This is a genomic window from Staphylococcus sp. HMSC62D11, assembly GCF_001839145.1.
In the GTDB taxonomy this organism is placed as follows: Bacteria; Bacillota; Bacilli; order Staphylococcales; family Staphylococcaceae; genus Staphylococcus; species Staphylococcus lugdunensis.
In genome coordinates, this window is sequence record NZ_KV840185.1 from 53,363 (window position 1) to 68,753 (window position 15,391).

Annotated in this window: 20 protein-coding genes; 9 read left to right on the top strand and 11 right to left on the bottom strand. The window is 32.7% G+C overall.

Annotation, left to right across the window (positions count from 1 at the left end):
• Window positions 1-59: 59 nt before the first annotated feature.
• On the bottom strand, window positions 60-815 hold the full coding sequence (locus HMPREF3267_RS04830) for an NADPH-dependent oxidoreductase (protein ID WP_062078437.1): 756 nt from the start codon (window positions 813-815) through the stop codon (window positions 60-62).
• A 165-nt stretch (window positions 816-980) separates the two neighbouring features.
• Here HMPREF3267_RS04830 and HMPREF3267_RS04835 point away from each other — a divergent pair, with 165 nt between their 5' ends.
• The 5 genes from HMPREF3267_RS04835 (at window position 981) to HMPREF3267_RS04855 (ending at window position 5,898) form a co-directional block, all read left to right on the top strand.
• The gene (locus HMPREF3267_RS04835; protein WP_002461115.1) at window positions 981-1,760 is read left to right on the top strand and encodes a 2-keto-4-pentenoate hydratase; all 780 of its coding nucleotides are present in this window, start codon (window positions 981-983) and stop codon (window positions 1,758-1,760) included.
• A gap of 527 nt (window positions 1,761-2,287) precedes the next feature.
• The gene (gene ahpC, locus HMPREF3267_RS04840; RefSeq protein ID WP_002461114.1) at window positions 2,288-2,857 is read left to right on the top strand and encodes an alkyl hydroperoxide reductase subunit C; all 570 of its coding nucleotides are present in this window, start codon (window positions 2,288-2,290) and stop codon (window positions 2,855-2,857) included.
• 17 nt (window positions 2,858-2,874) lie between these two features.
• On the top strand, window positions 2,875-4,398 hold the full coding sequence (gene ahpF / locus HMPREF3267_RS04845; protein ID WP_002461113.1) for an alkyl hydroperoxide reductase subunit F: 1,524 nt from the start codon (window positions 2,875-2,877) through the stop codon (window positions 4,396-4,398).
• A 418-nt stretch (window positions 4,399-4,816) separates the two neighbouring features.
• Window positions 4,817-5,440, top strand: coding sequence for an NDxxF motif lipoprotein (locus HMPREF3267_RS04850; RefSeq protein WP_002479245.1), 624 nt, complete (start codon window positions 4,817-4,819; stop codon window positions 5,438-5,440).
• A gap of 206 nt (window positions 5,441-5,646) precedes the next feature.
• Window positions 5,647-5,898, top strand: a complete 252-nt coding sequence (locus HMPREF3267_RS04855) for a hypothetical protein (protein ID WP_002461111.1) — start codon at window positions 5,647-5,649, stop codon at window positions 5,896-5,898.
• A 224-nt stretch (window positions 5,899-6,122) separates the two neighbouring features.
• Here HMPREF3267_RS04855 and HMPREF3267_RS04860 read toward each other — a convergent pair whose 3' ends face one another.
• The 3 genes from HMPREF3267_RS04860 to HMPREF3267_RS04870 form a co-directional block, all read right to left on the bottom strand.
• Window positions 6,123-6,701: a histidine phosphatase family protein gene (locus tag HMPREF3267_RS04860; RefSeq protein WP_002461110.1), complete on the bottom strand. Its 579-nt coding sequence runs from the start codon at window positions 6,699-6,701 to the stop codon at window positions 6,123-6,125.
• 468 nt (window positions 6,702-7,169) lie between these two features.
• Window positions 7,170-7,421, bottom strand: coding sequence for a GlsB/YeaQ/YmgE family stress response membrane protein (locus tag HMPREF3267_RS04865; RefSeq protein WP_172412362.1), 252 nt, complete (start codon window positions 7,419-7,421; stop codon window positions 7,170-7,172).
• 148 nt (window positions 7,422-7,569) lie between these two features.
• Entirely contained in the window at window positions 7,570-7,800 is a 231-nt protein-coding gene (locus tag HMPREF3267_RS04870) for a DUF3923 family protein (RefSeq protein WP_002461108.1), read from the bottom strand.
• Between the two features lie 237 nt (window positions 7,801-8,037).
• Between HMPREF3267_RS04870 and HMPREF3267_RS04875 the strand changes: the two genes are divergently transcribed.
• Window positions 8,038-8,295 (top strand): hypothetical protein, encoded by a 258-nt coding sequence (locus tag HMPREF3267_RS04875; protein ID WP_002461107.1) that lies wholly within the window; start codon window positions 8,038-8,040, stop codon window positions 8,293-8,295.
• Window positions 8,296-8,779: 484 nt separating this feature from the next.
• Window positions 8,780-8,944, top strand: coding sequence for a hypothetical protein (locus HMPREF3267_RS12580; protein WP_002479244.1), 165 nt, complete (start codon window positions 8,780-8,782; stop codon window positions 8,942-8,944).
• A gap of 343 nt (window positions 8,945-9,287) precedes the next feature.
• On the opposite strand, the gene HMPREF3267_RS04880 is transcribed toward HMPREF3267_RS12580, so the two are convergent.
• From HMPREF3267_RS04880 to rpsF, 5 genes are all read right to left on the bottom strand, one after another.
• Window positions 9,288-9,485: a hypothetical protein gene (locus HMPREF3267_RS04880; protein ID WP_002492167.1), complete on the bottom strand. Its 198-nt coding sequence runs from the start codon at window positions 9,483-9,485 to the stop codon at window positions 9,288-9,290.
• Window positions 9,486-10,404: 919 nt separating this feature from the next.
• The gene (locus HMPREF3267_RS04885) at window positions 10,405-10,653 is read right to left on the bottom strand and encodes a hypothetical protein (RefSeq protein WP_002479242.1); all 249 of its coding nucleotides are present in this window, start codon (window positions 10,651-10,653) and stop codon (window positions 10,405-10,407) included.
• A 698-nt stretch (window positions 10,654-11,351) separates the two neighbouring features.
• Window positions 11,352-11,594 (bottom strand): 30S ribosomal protein S18, encoded by a 243-nt coding sequence (gene rpsR / locus HMPREF3267_RS04890; protein ID WP_002461103.1) that lies wholly within the window; start codon window positions 11,592-11,594, stop codon window positions 11,352-11,354.
• Between the two features lie 46 nt (window positions 11,595-11,640).
• Window positions 11,641-12,150, bottom strand: a complete 510-nt coding sequence (gene ssb / locus HMPREF3267_RS04895) for a single-stranded DNA-binding protein (RefSeq protein ID WP_002461102.1) — start codon at window positions 12,148-12,150, stop codon at window positions 11,641-11,643.
• A gap of 21 nt (window positions 12,151-12,171) precedes the next feature.
• Complete coding sequence (rpsF, locus tag HMPREF3267_RS04900) at window positions 12,172-12,468, bottom strand: 30S ribosomal protein S6 (protein WP_002461101.1); 297 nt, start codon at window positions 12,466-12,468, stop codon at window positions 12,172-12,174.
• A gap of 317 nt (window positions 12,469-12,785) precedes the next feature.
• Between rpsF and HMPREF3267_RS04905 the strand changes: the two genes are divergently transcribed.
• Together HMPREF3267_RS04905 and HMPREF3267_RS04910 are read left to right on the top strand one after the other, a co-directional pair.
• On the top strand, window positions 12,786-13,571 hold the full coding sequence (locus tag HMPREF3267_RS04905; protein ID WP_002479241.1) for a GH25 family lysozyme: 786 nt from the start codon (window positions 12,786-12,788) through the stop codon (window positions 13,569-13,571).
• 61 nt (window positions 13,572-13,632) lie between these two features.
• Window positions 13,633-13,824: a hypothetical protein gene (locus tag HMPREF3267_RS04910; protein ID WP_002479240.1), complete on the top strand. Its 192-nt coding sequence runs from the start codon at window positions 13,633-13,635 to the stop codon at window positions 13,822-13,824.
• 239 nt (window positions 13,825-14,063) lie between these two features.
• Here HMPREF3267_RS04910 and ychF read toward each other — a convergent pair whose 3' ends face one another.
• Window positions 14,064-15,161: a redox-regulated ATPase YchF gene (gene ychF / locus HMPREF3267_RS04915; protein WP_070823862.1), complete on the bottom strand. Its 1,098-nt coding sequence runs from the start codon at window positions 15,159-15,161 to the stop codon at window positions 14,064-14,066.
• The gene (locus tag HMPREF3267_RS04920; protein WP_002479238.1) at window positions 15,161-15,376 is read right to left on the bottom strand and encodes a DUF951 domain-containing protein; all 216 of its coding nucleotides are present in this window, start codon (window positions 15,374-15,376) and stop codon (window positions 15,161-15,163) included. The genes ychF and HMPREF3267_RS04920 overlap by 1 nt, the downstream gene beginning before the upstream one ends.
• Window positions 15,377-15,391: the final 15 nt, after the last annotated feature.

The following is a 15,391-nucleotide window of genomic DNA, read 5'->3' on the forward strand; positions in this document are numbered from 1 at the left end:
AGAGTTCATAACTTAAAACATAATTATGTCCCAGCTTCTTTTATTCTATATATCAATGATTATCGTTTCATAAACCCCGCTTTATTTAATTGTTCTAACATATCTAGACGTGGTTTATTACTTAAGAAAGCCTGAACTTGGTCGGACCAGGTTTCTACTCGTGTACCATTTGTGCGCTTCTTATAATAGTCGCTAACTAACTGGTCATATTCTATTAATACACGTGTGATATTGTCTTTATCTGCGTTGTATTTATTTTGATGGAACACACTATCATATGGTAATCGTGGTTTTGGTGTCCCCTGCTCATCATCGGCTGGTTCACCTATAGCCATACCAAATAACGGGAAGGTATACTCAGGTAAGTCTAAAATGTTTCTCACTCTACCAACATCATTGCGCAATGAGCCCAGATAAACGATGCCATAACCCATATCCTCGGCAGCGACTGCCATATTTTCAGCGACTAAAGCTACATCAATCGTACCTACCAACAATCCTTCTGCTGATTCAAATGATCCTGTCATATCATTATCTGTGCGTTCGTTAATCATTTGATGACGATAATAATCAAGCACAAACACAAATAAATATCCATTATCCACAACGTATGGCTGTCCAGATACTTCTTTTAAATCTGTTTTAATTTGAGGATCATCAACGCCAATAATGGAATATGTTTGCAAGTAACTTGACGTTGAAGCACTTTGACCTGCTTCAACCAATTTTCTTACGACATCATCACTTAATGGTTTATCTTTAAATTGTCTCACAGAATGATGTTCTTTCATCAATTCATATGCATATTCTGACACATTATCCACTCCTTTATCGTTGCTTCATTATAACAATGATTTGTTAAATTGTATGTTTACTCGCTTCATACCCATTTAGTCATAAATTAAAAACATTTGCCATCAAAGTTAAATATCGTTATCATAATAGTAGAAATTTTCAGAATATTAAGGAGCGATGATAGTATGACTCAAGCTAATCAACACGTATCTTCAGCTTTATTTAATGCTTTTAAAACGCATCAACCTATTGAGTTTATAAGTAAATCTTATTCATTAAATGAGAGTGAAGCTTATCATACGCAAGATGATTTAATTAAACAACTACAATCTTATGAAGGTTCTAAAGTAGCTGGTTATAAAGTAAGTATGACCAGTGCGGCAACTCAAGCGATTGCCAATACCAACGAACCCGCTTACGGCACTATTTTATCAAGTAAAGTAGTCAAAGGGGGCGACACAATTTCATTATCTAAATTATTTAGTCCTTTGTTAGAGCCAGAAATTATGTTTAAACTGACGGCAGACTTACCTAAAGACTCAGATAATCTAACTATTTTATCTAATGTTAAAGTTGCGGCAGGCATTGAAATACCTGATGCGCGATATATCGATTGGTTCCCTAATTTCACTTTAGCCGATCTTATTTCAGACGATACAGCGACAGGTCTTATTGTAGTTGGCAAATTTGTTGACCCATTAGACTACGATGCATTCGCGAATATTCCGTTATCATTAGTAAAAGATGGCAAAGAAATCGCAACTGGCCTTTCAAATGAAGTATTAGGCAATCCTATTGAATCCGTAAAATGGTTAAACAATAAATTACAGTCTCAAGATAAGCAGTTGAAAAAAGATCAAATCATATCATCAGGAACTTTTATCTCGCCATTAACTTTAGAAGAAGGTAATTATACAGCAAGCTATGGCGAAGTTGGTTCTGTTGACATAACGGTTACAAATTAAGATATGATTTAATTTATGATATTCAACAGCAATTCTTAACTACTATTTAATTGAGAAAATGAATATCTAATTGATAAAATTGTAAACAAAGATTCACATATAATATTAATTATTATCTATGATCGTCCTTATGTTAAACACAGAAGTAATTAGGTTCACAAACCTTTCTAAACTAATCATTCTTTTAATTCCAAAGTGGCAACCTACAATAACTATAATAAGTATGTAGCTGTTGCCACTTTTTTGTGTCTAAAATTTCTTGTCATGTTTTGCCAAGGTTAAAAGAGGTTAAATGGTAAATGTGAATATATTTTTAAGTTCTTGTATAATTTGTGAACTTTAATTCTAATTATTGAAGTTTATTAAGCTTAATTCATATCCTAATTATTTTCTGATAATTTAGTGAGTTACTTATGTTGACTATTTAAACTTGCCATGTGATAATAGCGATTAAGAGATTAGAATTATTATAATCAAGAAGTGATTCTAATTCACAATCTACAATCAAATTTAGGAGGAATTTACCTATGTCATTAATTAACAAAGAAATCTTACCGTTTACAGCAGAAGCTTATGATCCAAAGAAAGACGAATTCAAAGATGTTTCTCAAGATGATTTAAAAGGTTCATGGAGTGTTGTTTGCTTCTATCCAGCAGACTTTTCATTCGTATGTCCTACTGAATTAGAAGATTTACAAAATCAATACGATCAATTACAAGATTTAGGTGTGAATGTATTCTCAGTTTCAACAGATACTCACTTTGTACACAAAGCTTGGCATGACCATTCAGATGCGATTAGTAAAATCCAATACGTTATGATTGGTGACCCATCACAAGTTATTACACGTAACTTTGACGTATTAGATGAAGAATCAGGTCTAGCTCAACGTGGTACATTTATTATAGACCCTGATGGCGTTGTTCAAGCAGCTGAAATTAATGCTGACGGTATTGGCCGTGATGCAAGCACATTAGTACACAAAATCAAAGCTGCTCAATATGTTCGTCAACATCCAGGTGAAGTTTGCCCAGCTAAATGGGAAGAAGGTTCAGAAACGCTACAACCAGGATTAGATTTAGTAGGTAAAATTTAAGGGGGCATCCGAAAAGCATGCTTAACAAAGATTTAAAACAACAATTGTCTCAACTTCTTGACTTAATGGAAGGCGATGTTCAATTTGTAGCGAGCATTGGTTCCGACGATAAATCCAAAGAATTAAAAGATCTCTTAGATGAGATTTCAGGCATGTCAGAGCGTATAACAGTCGTTGAAAAAGACTTAAAACGTACACCAAGTTTTTCAGTCAATCGTCCTAATGAAGAAACCGGCATTACCTTTGCCGGTATTCCATTAGGCCACGAATTCAATTCACTAGTCTTGGCTATCTTACAAGTAAGTGGTCGTGCTCCTAAAGAAAAAGAAAGCATTATTAATCAAATCAAAGCACTAGATGGTAGCTATCACTTTGAAACTTATGTTAGTTTAACGTGTCAAAAATGCCCAGATGTCGTTCAAGCATTAAACTTAATGAGTGTAATTAACCCTAACATTACGCATACGATGATTGATGGTGCGATTTTCCGCGATGAATCTGAAAATATCATGGCTGTGCCCGCTGTTTTCCTAGACGGTGAAGAGTTTGGCAATGGTCGCATGACAATTTCAGATATTTTATCTAAACTAGGTAGCACACAAGATGCTTCTGAATATGAAAATAAAGACCCTTATGATGTACTTATCATAGGTGGTGGACCAGCAAGTGGTAGTGCGGCTATTTACACAGCCCGCAAAGGCCTACGCACTGGAATTATCGCTGACCGTATTGGTGGTCAAGTTAATGATACAGCTGGCATTGAAAACTTTATTACAGTTAAACAAACGACTGGTAGTGAGTTTTCATCTAATTTAGCAGATCATATTGCGCAATATGACATTGATGCTATGACAGGTATTCGTGCCACAAATATCGAAAAAACAGATTCAGCTATTCGTGTTACACTCGAAAATAATGCAGTATTGGAAACAAAAACTGCGATTATTTCAACGGGCGCAAGTTGGCGTAAACTCAACGTTCCTGGAGAAGATCGCCTAATCAATAAAGGTGTGGCATTCTGCCCGCACTGTGACGGTCCACTTTTTGAAAATAAAAATGTGGCAGTTATCGGTGGTGGTAATTCAGGTGTTGAAGCAGCCATTGATTTAGCTGGTATAGTAAAACACGTTACATTATTTGAATTTGCACCAGAGCTTAAAGCAGATACTGTTTTACAAGAACGTCTTCGTTCATTATCTAATGTTGATATTACAACAAATGCTAGAACAACAGAAGTTCTTGGTGATGATCATGTGACTGGTATCCAATATGAAGATATGTCAACTAATGAAATTAAAGAATTAACTTTAGATGGTATCTTTGTTCAAATTGGATTAGTTCCTAATACAGCATGGTTAGGAAATGCAGTTGAGCTTAATGAACGTAAAGAAATTGTGACTGACCGCAATAATCAAACTAACGTTCCTGGTATCTTTGCTGCAGGAGATGTAACAGATCAAAAAAATAAACAAATTATTATCTCTATGGGATCAGGTGCTAATGCTGCATTAAACGCATTTGATTATCTCATCCGAAATTAATTAAATTAGCCCACCTATCAACAATATCTTTAAAGACGAACCTCGATAATGAGGTTCGTTTTTTATGTTTTAAAATGATGAAGTGAGCCAAGGGAACAGGACAGAATTCATTATGAATTCCTAGTCAACTACTACCAATATTTAGTTCATAACCTAAAACATAATGATTTCACAGTCTTTTGAAGATCTTTCATTATTCATCATTTTGCATCAGCAAAAACTTTCTAATGAATCCAATAAGTATACACTCTACGACACTAACTTTAATATCCATACAAATTATCGCCATATTTTCTTCATATTATAAAATTTAATATATCGTAAACGTTCATTTATTGTGATATACGTGATAATCTATTATTATTATGTATGCAAACAAACATTCATGCGATAGTTATAAAGGAGTATACAAAATACGATGAAAAAAAGAATAATTTATGCTTTATTATTCACTATTATGCTCGTCTTAAGCGCTTGCTCAAATGGTGATATAGATGATAATGACCACCACGCAAATGGTATCCATGCACCCAAAAATGTTAAAAAAATAACTGAAAAAGACATCTTTTCTTCTAATAAACAAAATAAAAAACTCAGTGAAAAAGAGATGAATCAAGCGATCCAAAAATATTTAGATGTTAATTCAATTATCCTTGACAATAAATATTTAATGCAAAGTAAATTAGATAAGCAATCTGATAGTCAAAATAAAGTAACTGACAAGCAGGCTAAAGAGTTAAGTCAATTATCTAATAATGCAGTTAAAAACGATATGCACTTCAAAAACTTTGTAAAAAATAATACCCTGCCAAAGGGATACGAAGCAAATACCGAACGTATCATTAAGTATTTTCATGCTTTAAATAGCACCATTTCTGATGTTGATAAATCTATTGAAGAATTAAACTATCAACCACAAAACTCAATTAATGTAGTAGATGTTCCAACACATTATGCTGGTGATGTAAATGGTAAAGTTCAAAACAAAATCAAATCTTTCTTAAACGATAAACATATTAAGACTGATGTCTTTGATAAATAAAACTAAGGCATAAGTTTATTGATGTCTCAGTTTACTCTAATTGCATGCGATGCTCATACCGCTAAGCGACTTTTTAGATGACACATGAAATGATGTTGCGTTCATAATTTAAATAATATGTTAAGAATATTGATTAAAGTTGGTAGCACAAACAAATTATGATACCCTTTATAGTGAAATAATAACACTATGGAGGGTATCACTATATGGACAAAGATTATTATAATGAACCTTTGTTTTGCAAAATTTTAAATTATATATCAACAATATGTATGTTATTAGCCTTAATTATCCTAATTATTAGCTTTTTTATTGATTTGCCTAAATTGATTATTCCTATACTATTAATTATCGGCTTATTGATTAACGTCATTCCTAATATTTATAAAAAGAATATGGGTATTGTTGTTACTGATATCATTATTGCCATCGTTATACTACTGCTTAATTTATATTAAATACGTGACAAAAATACGCTCGGTTAATATATCATTTTCTAGCATTAAAATTCTTTATTTTTGGCAGAAAGTGCCTGAGACATTATTATGTTCTAGGCTATGAACTAAATATTGGCAGTAGTTGACTGGATTGAAAATACGATGATACCAAGCTTTTTCAACCCTAGTCAACCTTGCCGGGGCGGGACTACTCATTCATCATGATTGCTGTCCTGCTCCTTATTTTATATTTCTACCACAATGGGTTTACAGTTTTCAATATGTATTTGCTTGGCGTCTTCACGTTTTAATACACCTAAATACACTAAGGCACAGCGAATAAGTATTTGATGCGCCACAACTACAATAGTATCATACGTCGAATTGACGGTATGATTAAAAAACGCTTCAAAACGATCAATAACGTCTTGATAGTTTTCTCCTTGAGGTACACGTTGAGTATAGCTATTTCTAAAATTCATATATGATGATTGGGTAAAATATTTCTTATATTCGGATATCTGTTCGAGTTCTTGTTGATTTTTCCCCTCAAATACACCTAGGGAACGTTCTCTAAGCAATGGCGTTAGCGTCGTAGGAATATCATATGGGAAAATACAGCTATACGTCTGTACTGTGCGCTTTAAATCTGACACATAGACATGCTGAATATCTTTAGTATTAAAATAAGATTCAAGTGCCTGTGCACTATTTCTTCCCGTCTGTGTGAGATCAACATCAAGTTGTCCGCAATAGTATGTCTTACCTTGATGATTATCTAAATTAGCTTGTGATTCTCCGTGTCTAACAAAATATATTTTCATAGTCTATTACCTTTCATGCTGCAGAATATATTTATAATTTTAATGTCTCTTATCACAATACTTTTGTTGGGCAAACTATGATACAAACCAACATGATTTTAAGACTGTTACTTTGATGAATCAATCACAACAATTGTATCATACCTGAATACATCAATGTGATACAATTATTATTAAAAAAATATCATTATTAAGTAATTTCATTGTGCAAAATTTCTAATTATTATCACTATTTTTATTGCTAGTAACATGTAATCATGCTAAAATATAACTGTAGTTAGAGATAACTACATAGTCTTTTATATTCATGAACATAATACTCCTGGATGACGCCTTAACCCGACGTCATCCTCTTTTTTTATGTATTTTAAGGTAAACCCATATGAACAACCTCATTAAAATAAAAAAGCGAACTATACCAGTACCGTCTTTACGATACTTGATACAGTCGCTCAAATGATACGATGTCTATTTTCTTAATGCTTTTAAAGCTAAAGAAATTAAGAAAATTAAAATGATTGAACCTAATAATGCTGGGAAAATGTAAATACCAGCAATAGATGGTCCCCAATGTCCTAGTAACCAACTACCTACAGCAGAACCTACAATACCAGCAATAATATTACCAAGTATACCACCTGGAATGTCTTTACCTAAAATGGCACCTGCTGCCCAACCAATTAATCCGCCGACTATAAGCATTAATATAAATCCCATAATTTATTCTCTCCTTCATCAATTAAATTATTATGTCCCTTATGTATACCACTCTGTCGACAATATAAACATCACAACAAAATTTATATCATTTTTATATAAACTTTTTTAAAACTTGGTTTTATGGAATCTATATAACTTTCCTCGTGTTTTACCGCTTTCTGTATTTAACGATAATATTAATAATCAGCCATACAATCTGAATTATAAATGGAATAATGTAAGCGATTAAAAGTACAATCAAAGCGTACATTCGAGCTTCAGGTGACTGTACCATGCCAGAACCATCTACTTTCCGAATCAAAATAGCCAACGACATGCCTGCAAACGTAATTATCCAAAAAACAGTCACAATCCACCATATGATCCATGACGTTTTCATAAATATCAACAAGTCCTTTTCTAATTATTGTGTATTTACAAACATTTTAAAAAAATTACGAAATAATAGCAATTATACATGAATGATGCACAAAAAACGCGCTGTTAAATTCGTTTATTATATAACAATGCTATTTTGAAGTTCCAAAATTAATAAGTTGATTATTTTTGAGAATAGGCATAATATATATAAATATCAAGAATATATAAAGGACTATTACTTATTGGAGGTTATGTTATGAGCTCACATGCTTTATTTAACTTAAGAACAAAACGTAACTTAGAAATTAATGAATTAACAGATTTATTAAATAAAAAATATGGTACACATTATGAGCCACATCAATTATGGGAGTGGGAAAATCATCAACATGAACCAGAATTTAAAGACGCTATGAATTTAGCCGATTTCTTTGATGCACCATATGAATTATTTGTGGAAAGTAAATATCAAGAATATCAACAACAATTAGAAGACGTAGATATTCGTCTCTAAGTTTATATTGGGCGCAGGACAGCATTCATTGTGAATTCATAGTCCCGGCGCCACGGCATGGTTGACTAAGATTTTAAATAGCTTAGTATAAGCGTATTTGCAATCCACTCAACTACTGCCAATATATGATTACGAAATATCAAAAAGCTCCCTTCAAAGTTTTCATTTTTTCAATGTCTACGTTGAAGGGAGCTTATCATTATGTCTCAGGTGTTATTTTTATACAACGCACACCCGCCCTGGGTTGGAAGACGGGTGCGCTGTATGTGTAAGAACACATATAACATTAGGCATAATATTCACTATGTTCGCGCCTATCTGAACATACTTTAATTTTATCACAGACTCGTAATTTACAACATCTTTACACCTTATTAACAAATGATTCGAGCTAACATATTATATTAAATTTTATATTCTAATACATGTTATAATTATGTAAAAATCAATGATTAAAATATACGTATATGGAGGCATAATTAAGATGAAATTCATTAACTTTAGTACAATGACTGAAAATGGTTTAAATAAGAAAGTAAATCAATTTTTAGAAGAAAATCCTTATATCGAAATTATTAAATTTGATTACCAAGTTGGAACAGGTGGCTATGGCGTGGGCATACTGTATCAAGATCGTAAAACGTACTAATATTATCATTGGCCTGATGGATGCAATGGGGCGGGACAGCATTTATTATAAATTCGTAGTCCCGCCACGGCATGGTTGACTAGGATTGAAAAAGCTTAGTATAAGTGCATTTTCAATCCACTCAACGACTGCCAATATTTAGTTCAAATCCTAACACATAATGATGTCCCAGTCCTTTTTATATTATTTTGACTCATGACTATATGTCAGTATTTAAATATAATTAGTGATACCCGTTGTATATATATCAGTATTTTTCACTAATATTATTTACATGTATTTCTTTTAATTTATTATTAGTGTATTCAAAATAACCTTGCCCGTTTGCTGTGTTGATTTAAAATTAATTATTACTTCTATCTTTATTATACTTAGCGTGTAAATAAATTAATGCAATACCTATCAATATAATAATCACATGACCGATAATGCCTAGAAGTTTAGATTCGTCTAAATTTAAAACATTAAAAACGATTGGCTGTAATATAATTAAGATTAAAAGGTACAAAATCACTTTCATAGAAGTAAAATACTTTGCCATAGTTACACTCCTGTCTAATTATTCTTATTGCTATTTCTGAAATTCTCATCCGCTTTTCTGTAAATTATATGATTATTGCATGTATTATGGAACCAATAACGTTTATTATTACTTCGCATGTATGGCCTCCATAAATACTTTTTATATTTACCACATATGATAACAAATATCTCCAAAGCTGAAAATGAAGCCTTTTTATCAATATACAATTATGTTATACGATCTTGCAAACTCAAATTACATACAATAAATGATTCCGTTCAAGCGTCTGAAATGATCTTTTTATTTAAAATAAGAAAAATAAATTACTACTGTTACATATACCAGACCGATAAACCCATGCACTAATAGGTTAATATAAATCTGTTTTTTATTCATATTATTACCTTTATTTATCCTTCTATAATTTAAGTTATAGAAAAAAGTACAAGTTACAGAATATAATACTATAAATAATAAGCCTAATAGCAAAGCTACATAAATATTCAAAACCGTTTACCTCGCTTATAGTCATCTTAATTATAAGTGTAACATAGGACGTTGCTGCAATGAGAGCGGGACAGCATTCACTATAAATTCGTAGTCCCCGCCCTGGCAAGGCTGACTAAGATTGAAAACAACTTGGTATCAACATATTTGCACTCCAGTCAACTACTGTCAATATAGAGTTCATAGCCTAAAACATAATGATATCCCAGGTCCTTTAATAAATGGTTCTATAATTCTCAAAACACAAAAATAACTCCATAAGCCTATGCTTACGGAGTTTTCCTCTTTAATATAGGGATATTTTATATCATTTCATTCGCTATTAAAATGCTTATATAACAATATTTATAGCTATAATATTAATGAGTTAATATTCATACTCTTGCCCTTTATTTCAAAAGTACGCCCTTTTTTTGCCCTCTTTTATTTACTAATCACTTTGTTTTTCTTTTCTAAAAACCATATCGTAAACAAATGAGATTACCGCTAATACAATCCCTAATGTTAAAAGTCCATTTAATCCATTATCACTGTAGATATTAATAATGTTTAACGAACTTATTTTGTCAGCAAGCCGATTAGTTATATGTATATTAAAATAACTTAATAAATATGTACCTATCACAAAGATAGCAATAATGAATATAAAATCGCCTAGTGTTTTTAAAAATTTACTCATCCTTGTTTTCCTTTTTAGCTTTGGCTATTAATATTAACATCATTATCAAAGGAAACGCTATAAGAAAGTAAATCATTCTAACAACCTCCTATGTATATTTAATATCACTGTATCAAATATGAGTATTTGGTTCAATTGCGTTTTCGCTTAAACCCATTCTTAATATCTCTCAATAGAGCGTTACTCCCCAATCAATTTGAAATAGTCTCCATAGTAAACGCTATAATTTTACCTATTAATTCCATATATATGACCTCCATAGGCTTTTAATTATATTTGCCACGAATGAACGCAAATTAACATACCCAATATATCTATATGTCTAAAAGCTCAATTATTCGTTCTGATATATCTCAGTGAACAATTGGTTCTATTAGTTATATACTATCTAGTATATCAAGAAATCTTGCGCACGCTTAACCTACATAGTTATTCCCCACTGTAACTTAGGACGTTGATGTAATGGGAGCGGAACAGCATTCATGATGAATGAGTAGTCTCGCCCTGGCAAGGTTGACTAAGATTGAAAACAACTTGGTATCAATATATTTGCACTCCAGTCAACTACTGTCAATATAGAGTTCATAGCCTAAAACATAATGATATCCCAGGTCCTTTAATAAATGGTTCTATAATTCTCAAAACACAAAAACAACCCCATAAGCCTATGCTTACGGGGTTTTATAATAAACTATATATTAGTTTTCTTCTTTAACATATGGTAATAATGCCATATGACGTGCACGTTTGATAGCTGTTGTCAACATACGTTGATATTTAGCTGAAGTACCAGTTACACGACGTGGTAAAATTTTACCGCGTTCTGAGATAAAACGTTTCAATAACTCAGTGTCTTTATAGTCGATATGTGTAATGCCATTTGCTGTGAAATAACATACTTTTTTACGACGACGTCCGCCTCTTCTTGGTCCACCTGCCATGGTTAACTGCCTCCTTTAATATTTTTTATTTCATGCGTTCATTTTTTTAGAATGGTAAGTCATCATCACTAATATCAATCGGTCCATTAGCATTGGCAAATGGATTATCGTTTTGATTAGATTTTGATGCGTTATTGTTATTATATGACGTATTTTGTCCTGATTGTTGACCACCGAATCCTTGACCATAGTCTTGGAATTCATTGTTTTGTGAACGTTGGCCACCATGTTGTGCGTTCTTAGGTTCAAGGAATTGAACACTGTCACATACAACTTCGGTAACAAAAATACGACGACCTTCTTGATTTTCATAACTACGTGATTGTAAGCGACCATCAACGCCGGCTAAACTACCTTTATTTAAATAGTTATTAACGTTTTCTGCTTGTCTTCTAAAAACAACACAGTTGATAAAGTCAGCTTCGCGTTCCCCTTGAGCATTCGTGAATGTACGATTAACAGCTAAAGTAAAAGTCGCTACACTTACGCCTGAGGGAGTAGTTCTGTATTCTGGATCTTTGGTTAAACGACCTACTAATACAACTCTATTTAACATATAAGCGCCCCCGTCTAATTATTACTTATCTTGGTCTTCACGGATAACGATGTAACGAATGATATCATCATTAATCTTAGCTAAACGTTGGAATTCGTCAGTCGCTCTATTGTTATCTGTTTTAATGCGTACGATGTTATAGAAGCCTTCTTTGAAATCTTCAATTTCATAAGCAAGACGGCGTTTACCCCAATCTTTTTCTTCTAAAACTTCTGATCCTTCTGAAGCTAAGATACCGTTAAAACGTTCTACTACAGCTTTTTTAGCATCCTCTTCAATATTTGGACGTACGACATACATAATTTCATATGTTCTCATTTTATAATTGCACCTCCTTGTGGTCTATGCGGCTTATTAACTTTATCAATAAGCAAGGAATAATTTTCATTACTCACAGTCCATAATTATAGCATAGGGTTTTACTTTTTACAATCTATATTATTTTGTCTTTTACATGTCGCATACCGCCAAAATATAGTGAACATTTTATTTTTAAATCAAACTTATTTCCTATTTCATATATCGAGCAATACGCATGGTTGCTAATACATTTTAAATATTTTACCCTCTATACGAACCATTCAAAAAATATTTAAACACTTTCAACTGTAGTTTACATAATAAGGAGGCTCTTAATGTTTATAAAAATATCACGATCGATTATAACCCTCTTAATTTTACTGACAACTCTATGTACCACCACAGCTTTAGCAGAAAAACCAGTATATCAATATCATAAAGGTACAATGGGCTCTGGTTACAAACAATACATAAATAGTGGTGCAGGCGGCCGAGGAGGCATGCCAACTAAACCACGGGCAAATGTTTCGTCATCCAGCAAAAGAATTTTAGATATATCTGAATGGCAAGGTGCACTTACCGATGCTCAAGTAAAAGCATTAAAGAAAAACTATGACTTCATCATTATTCGCGGACAATATGGCTCTGAATATGTCGATAAATGTTTAGCAAACAATTCTGCACTTTTAGATAAATACAATATGAAATTTGGTGTTTATTCTTATAGTATGTATGAAAATGCCGATGATGCGCGTTATGAGGCTCGAACACTTCATCAACGTGCACCTAAAGCTGATTTTTACATTAATGATTATGAACAACAAACGGTTAAATCTGGTGATGAAAATACTGCCACTCAAGCTTGGGCTGCTGAAATGAAAAAGTTAGCGGGAAATAAAAAGGTATTGTTCTATTCTTACGAGAATTTCATGTTAAATCATGTTGCTAACGCCATTAATGCTTATGATGGATGTTGGTTAGCAGCGTATCAACAAACTGAACCTCAAAGCGAACATGTCCTATGGCAATACACGGATCACTATTATGCATCTGAACTCAAACAAAATGTTGATGCTAACTATGTAAGTCAAAATCTTAATCAGAATTTTTTTATCAACTAGGTTAAATAGCACTTTACAAAACAGAACGTATGTTCTATAATATCGATGTGAGGTGTTTAACATGCAGTTAAATTTAGATTGGTCTAAGGATTTTCAAGAATTTCAAGACATTCTAAATAGTGGTATCCACCCAGATTGGCTCTATTGTGCTAAAGCAAACTTGGTACTTCAACCCGCTTATACTGGTGAAGGTAAACAGTTTTTTAGCACAGAAGATATTGTTGAAGCGAGTAAAGTGATACCTTTCTTTTAAATCATCTTGACATTATCTTATTCATAAATAGTGACATGAAACAATTACGACCATACCAATTTTGTAGTATAAGTCTTCAGTTAACTAACTTATTCATTCAATTTTAACTTAAATCACAATATATACTTTTCCAAAGTTAATAAATAAAAACAATGTAAGCCCCTCGTCACATTAGCCATTTTCGAAGCTTACATTGTTTTTTATCTATGAGTTAGCAATTTATTGTTATCATTCCAATTTTAGACATTGAATCTAAAGTGAACAATATCTCCATCTTGCATGATATAGTCTTTACCTTCTAAACGTTGTTTCCCAGCTTCTTTTGCACCTTGTTCACCATTATATTCGACATAGTCTTTATAACTTGTTACCTCTGCACGAATGAAACCACGTTCAAAATCTGTATGGATAATACCTGCACATTGTGGAGCCGTCATACCTTGTTTAAATGTCCAAGCACGTACTTCTTGCACACCCGCCGTAAAATATGTTGATAAACCTAACAAATCATAAGTCGTACGGATAAGTTTATTTAAACCAGGTTCTTCAATGCCTAAGTCTTCCAAGAACATCGCTTTATCTTCATCATCAAGTGTTGCAATCTCTTCTTCAATTTTTGCACTGATTACGATAACCTCAGAATCTTCCTTTGCAGCATACTCTCGAATTGCTGTTACTTTATCGTTTTCTACATCGCCAATTTCATCTTCTCCTACATTAGCGATATATAACATTTTTTTAGATGTTAATAGCTGTGCTTGATTAACCCATTTTTGATCTTCTTCAGTAAACTCAAGGCTACGCACTGGATTACCTTCTTCTAAAGCTTCTTTAATACGATTTAGAATACGCATTTCCATTTCTGCTGTTTTATCTTTTTGACGAGCCATTTTTTCAATACGTGGTAAACGCTTTTCAACTGATTCTAAGTCTGCAAGCACGAGTTCCATATTAATGACTTCGATATCTTCTAAAGGATTTACGCGACCAGCGACATGTGTCACATTATCATCATCAAATGCACGTACAACTTGGCAAATTGCATCTACTTCACGAATATGTGATAGAAATTTATTGCCTAAACCTTCTCCTTTAGCTGCACCTTTAACAATCCCAGCAATATCTGTAAATTCAAATGCTGTAGGAATCGTTTTCTTTGGTTCTACCATTTCTGTTAATTTATCTAAACGCGTATCTGGCACTTCCACAATCCCAACGTTAGGATCAATGGTAGCAAACGGATAGTTTGCTGCTAAAGCCCCTGCTTTAGTAATTGCGTTAAATAGGGTAGATTTGCCTACATTAGGTAAACCTACAATACCTGCTGTTAAAGCCATTATTCATTCTCCTTACTTTCTGTATCTTGCTGTGATACAACGATTTTTTTCATTTTCTTATTAAACGTCTGCCGTGGAATCATGATGCTGCGATTACATTTTTCGCATTTGATACGAATATCAGCGCCCATACGAATAATTTTAAATCTATTCGCACCACAAGCATGTTGTTTTTTCATTTCTACTATATCATTTATTCCATACTTTGACGTCATAAAGTTACCTCCAAT

Bases quoted from the DNA above. Each gene is read 5' to 3' on its own strand.
- HMPREF3267_RS04835 (WP_002461115.1), top strand. From the start codon at position 981: ATGACTCAAGCTAATCAACACGTATCTTCAGCTTTATTTAATGCTTTT.
- ahpC (WP_002461114.1), top strand. From the start codon at position 2,288: ATGTCATTAATTAACAAAGAAATCTTACCGTTTACAGCAGAAGCTTAT.
- ahpF (WP_002461113.1), top strand. From the start codon at position 2,875: ATGCTTAACAAAGATTTAAAACAACAATTGTCTCAACTTCTTGACTTA.
- HMPREF3267_RS04850 (WP_002479245.1), top strand. From the start codon at position 4,817: ATGAAAAAAAGAATAATTTATGCTTTATTATTCACTATTATGCTCGTC.
- HMPREF3267_RS04855 (WP_002461111.1), top strand. From the start codon at position 5,647: ATGGACAAAGATTATTATAATGAACCTTTGTTTTGCAAAATTTTAAAT.
- HMPREF3267_RS04860 (WP_002461110.1), bottom strand. From the start codon at position 6,701: ATGAAAATATATTTTGTTAGACACGGAGAATCACAAGCTAATTTAGAT.
- HMPREF3267_RS04870 (WP_002461108.1), bottom strand. From the start codon at position 7,800: ATGAAAACGTCATGGATCATATGGTGGATTGTGACTGTTTTTTGGATA.
- HMPREF3267_RS04875 (WP_002461107.1), top strand. From the start codon at position 8,038: ATGAGCTCACATGCTTTATTTAACTTAAGAACAAAACGTAACTTAGAA.
- HMPREF3267_RS12580 (WP_002479244.1), top strand. From the start codon at position 8,780: ATGAAATTCATTAACTTTAGTACAATGACTGAAAATGGTTTAAATAAG.
- HMPREF3267_RS04880 (WP_002492167.1), bottom strand. From the start codon at position 9,485: ATGGCAAAGTATTTTACTTCTATGAAAGTGATTTTGTACCTTTTAATC.
- HMPREF3267_RS04885 (WP_002479242.1), bottom strand. From the start codon at position 10,653: ATGAGTAAATTTTTAAAAACACTAGGCGATTTTATATTCATTATTGCT.
- rpsR (WP_002461103.1), bottom strand. From the start codon at position 11,594: ATGGCAGGTGGACCAAGAAGAGGCGGACGTCGTCGTAAAAAAGTATGT.
- ssb (WP_002461102.1), bottom strand. From the start codon at position 12,150: ATGTTAAATAGAGTTGTATTAGTAGGTCGTTTAACCAAAGATCCAGAA.
- rpsF (WP_002461101.1), bottom strand. From the start codon at position 12,468: ATGAGAACATATGAAATTATGTATGTCGTACGTCCAAATATTGAAGAG.
- HMPREF3267_RS04905 (WP_002479241.1), top strand. From the start codon at position 12,786: ATGTTTATAAAAATATCACGATCGATTATAACCCTCTTAATTTTACTG.
- HMPREF3267_RS04910 (WP_002479240.1), top strand. From the start codon at position 13,633: ATGCAGTTAAATTTAGATTGGTCTAAGGATTTTCAAGAATTTCAAGAC.
- ychF (WP_070823862.1), bottom strand. From the start codon at position 15,161: ATGGCTTTAACAGCAGGTATTGTAGGTTTACCTAATGTAGGCAAATCT.
- HMPREF3267_RS04920 (WP_002479238.1), bottom strand. From the start codon at position 15,376: ATGACGTCAAAGTATGGAATAAATGATATAGTAGAAATGAAAAAACAA.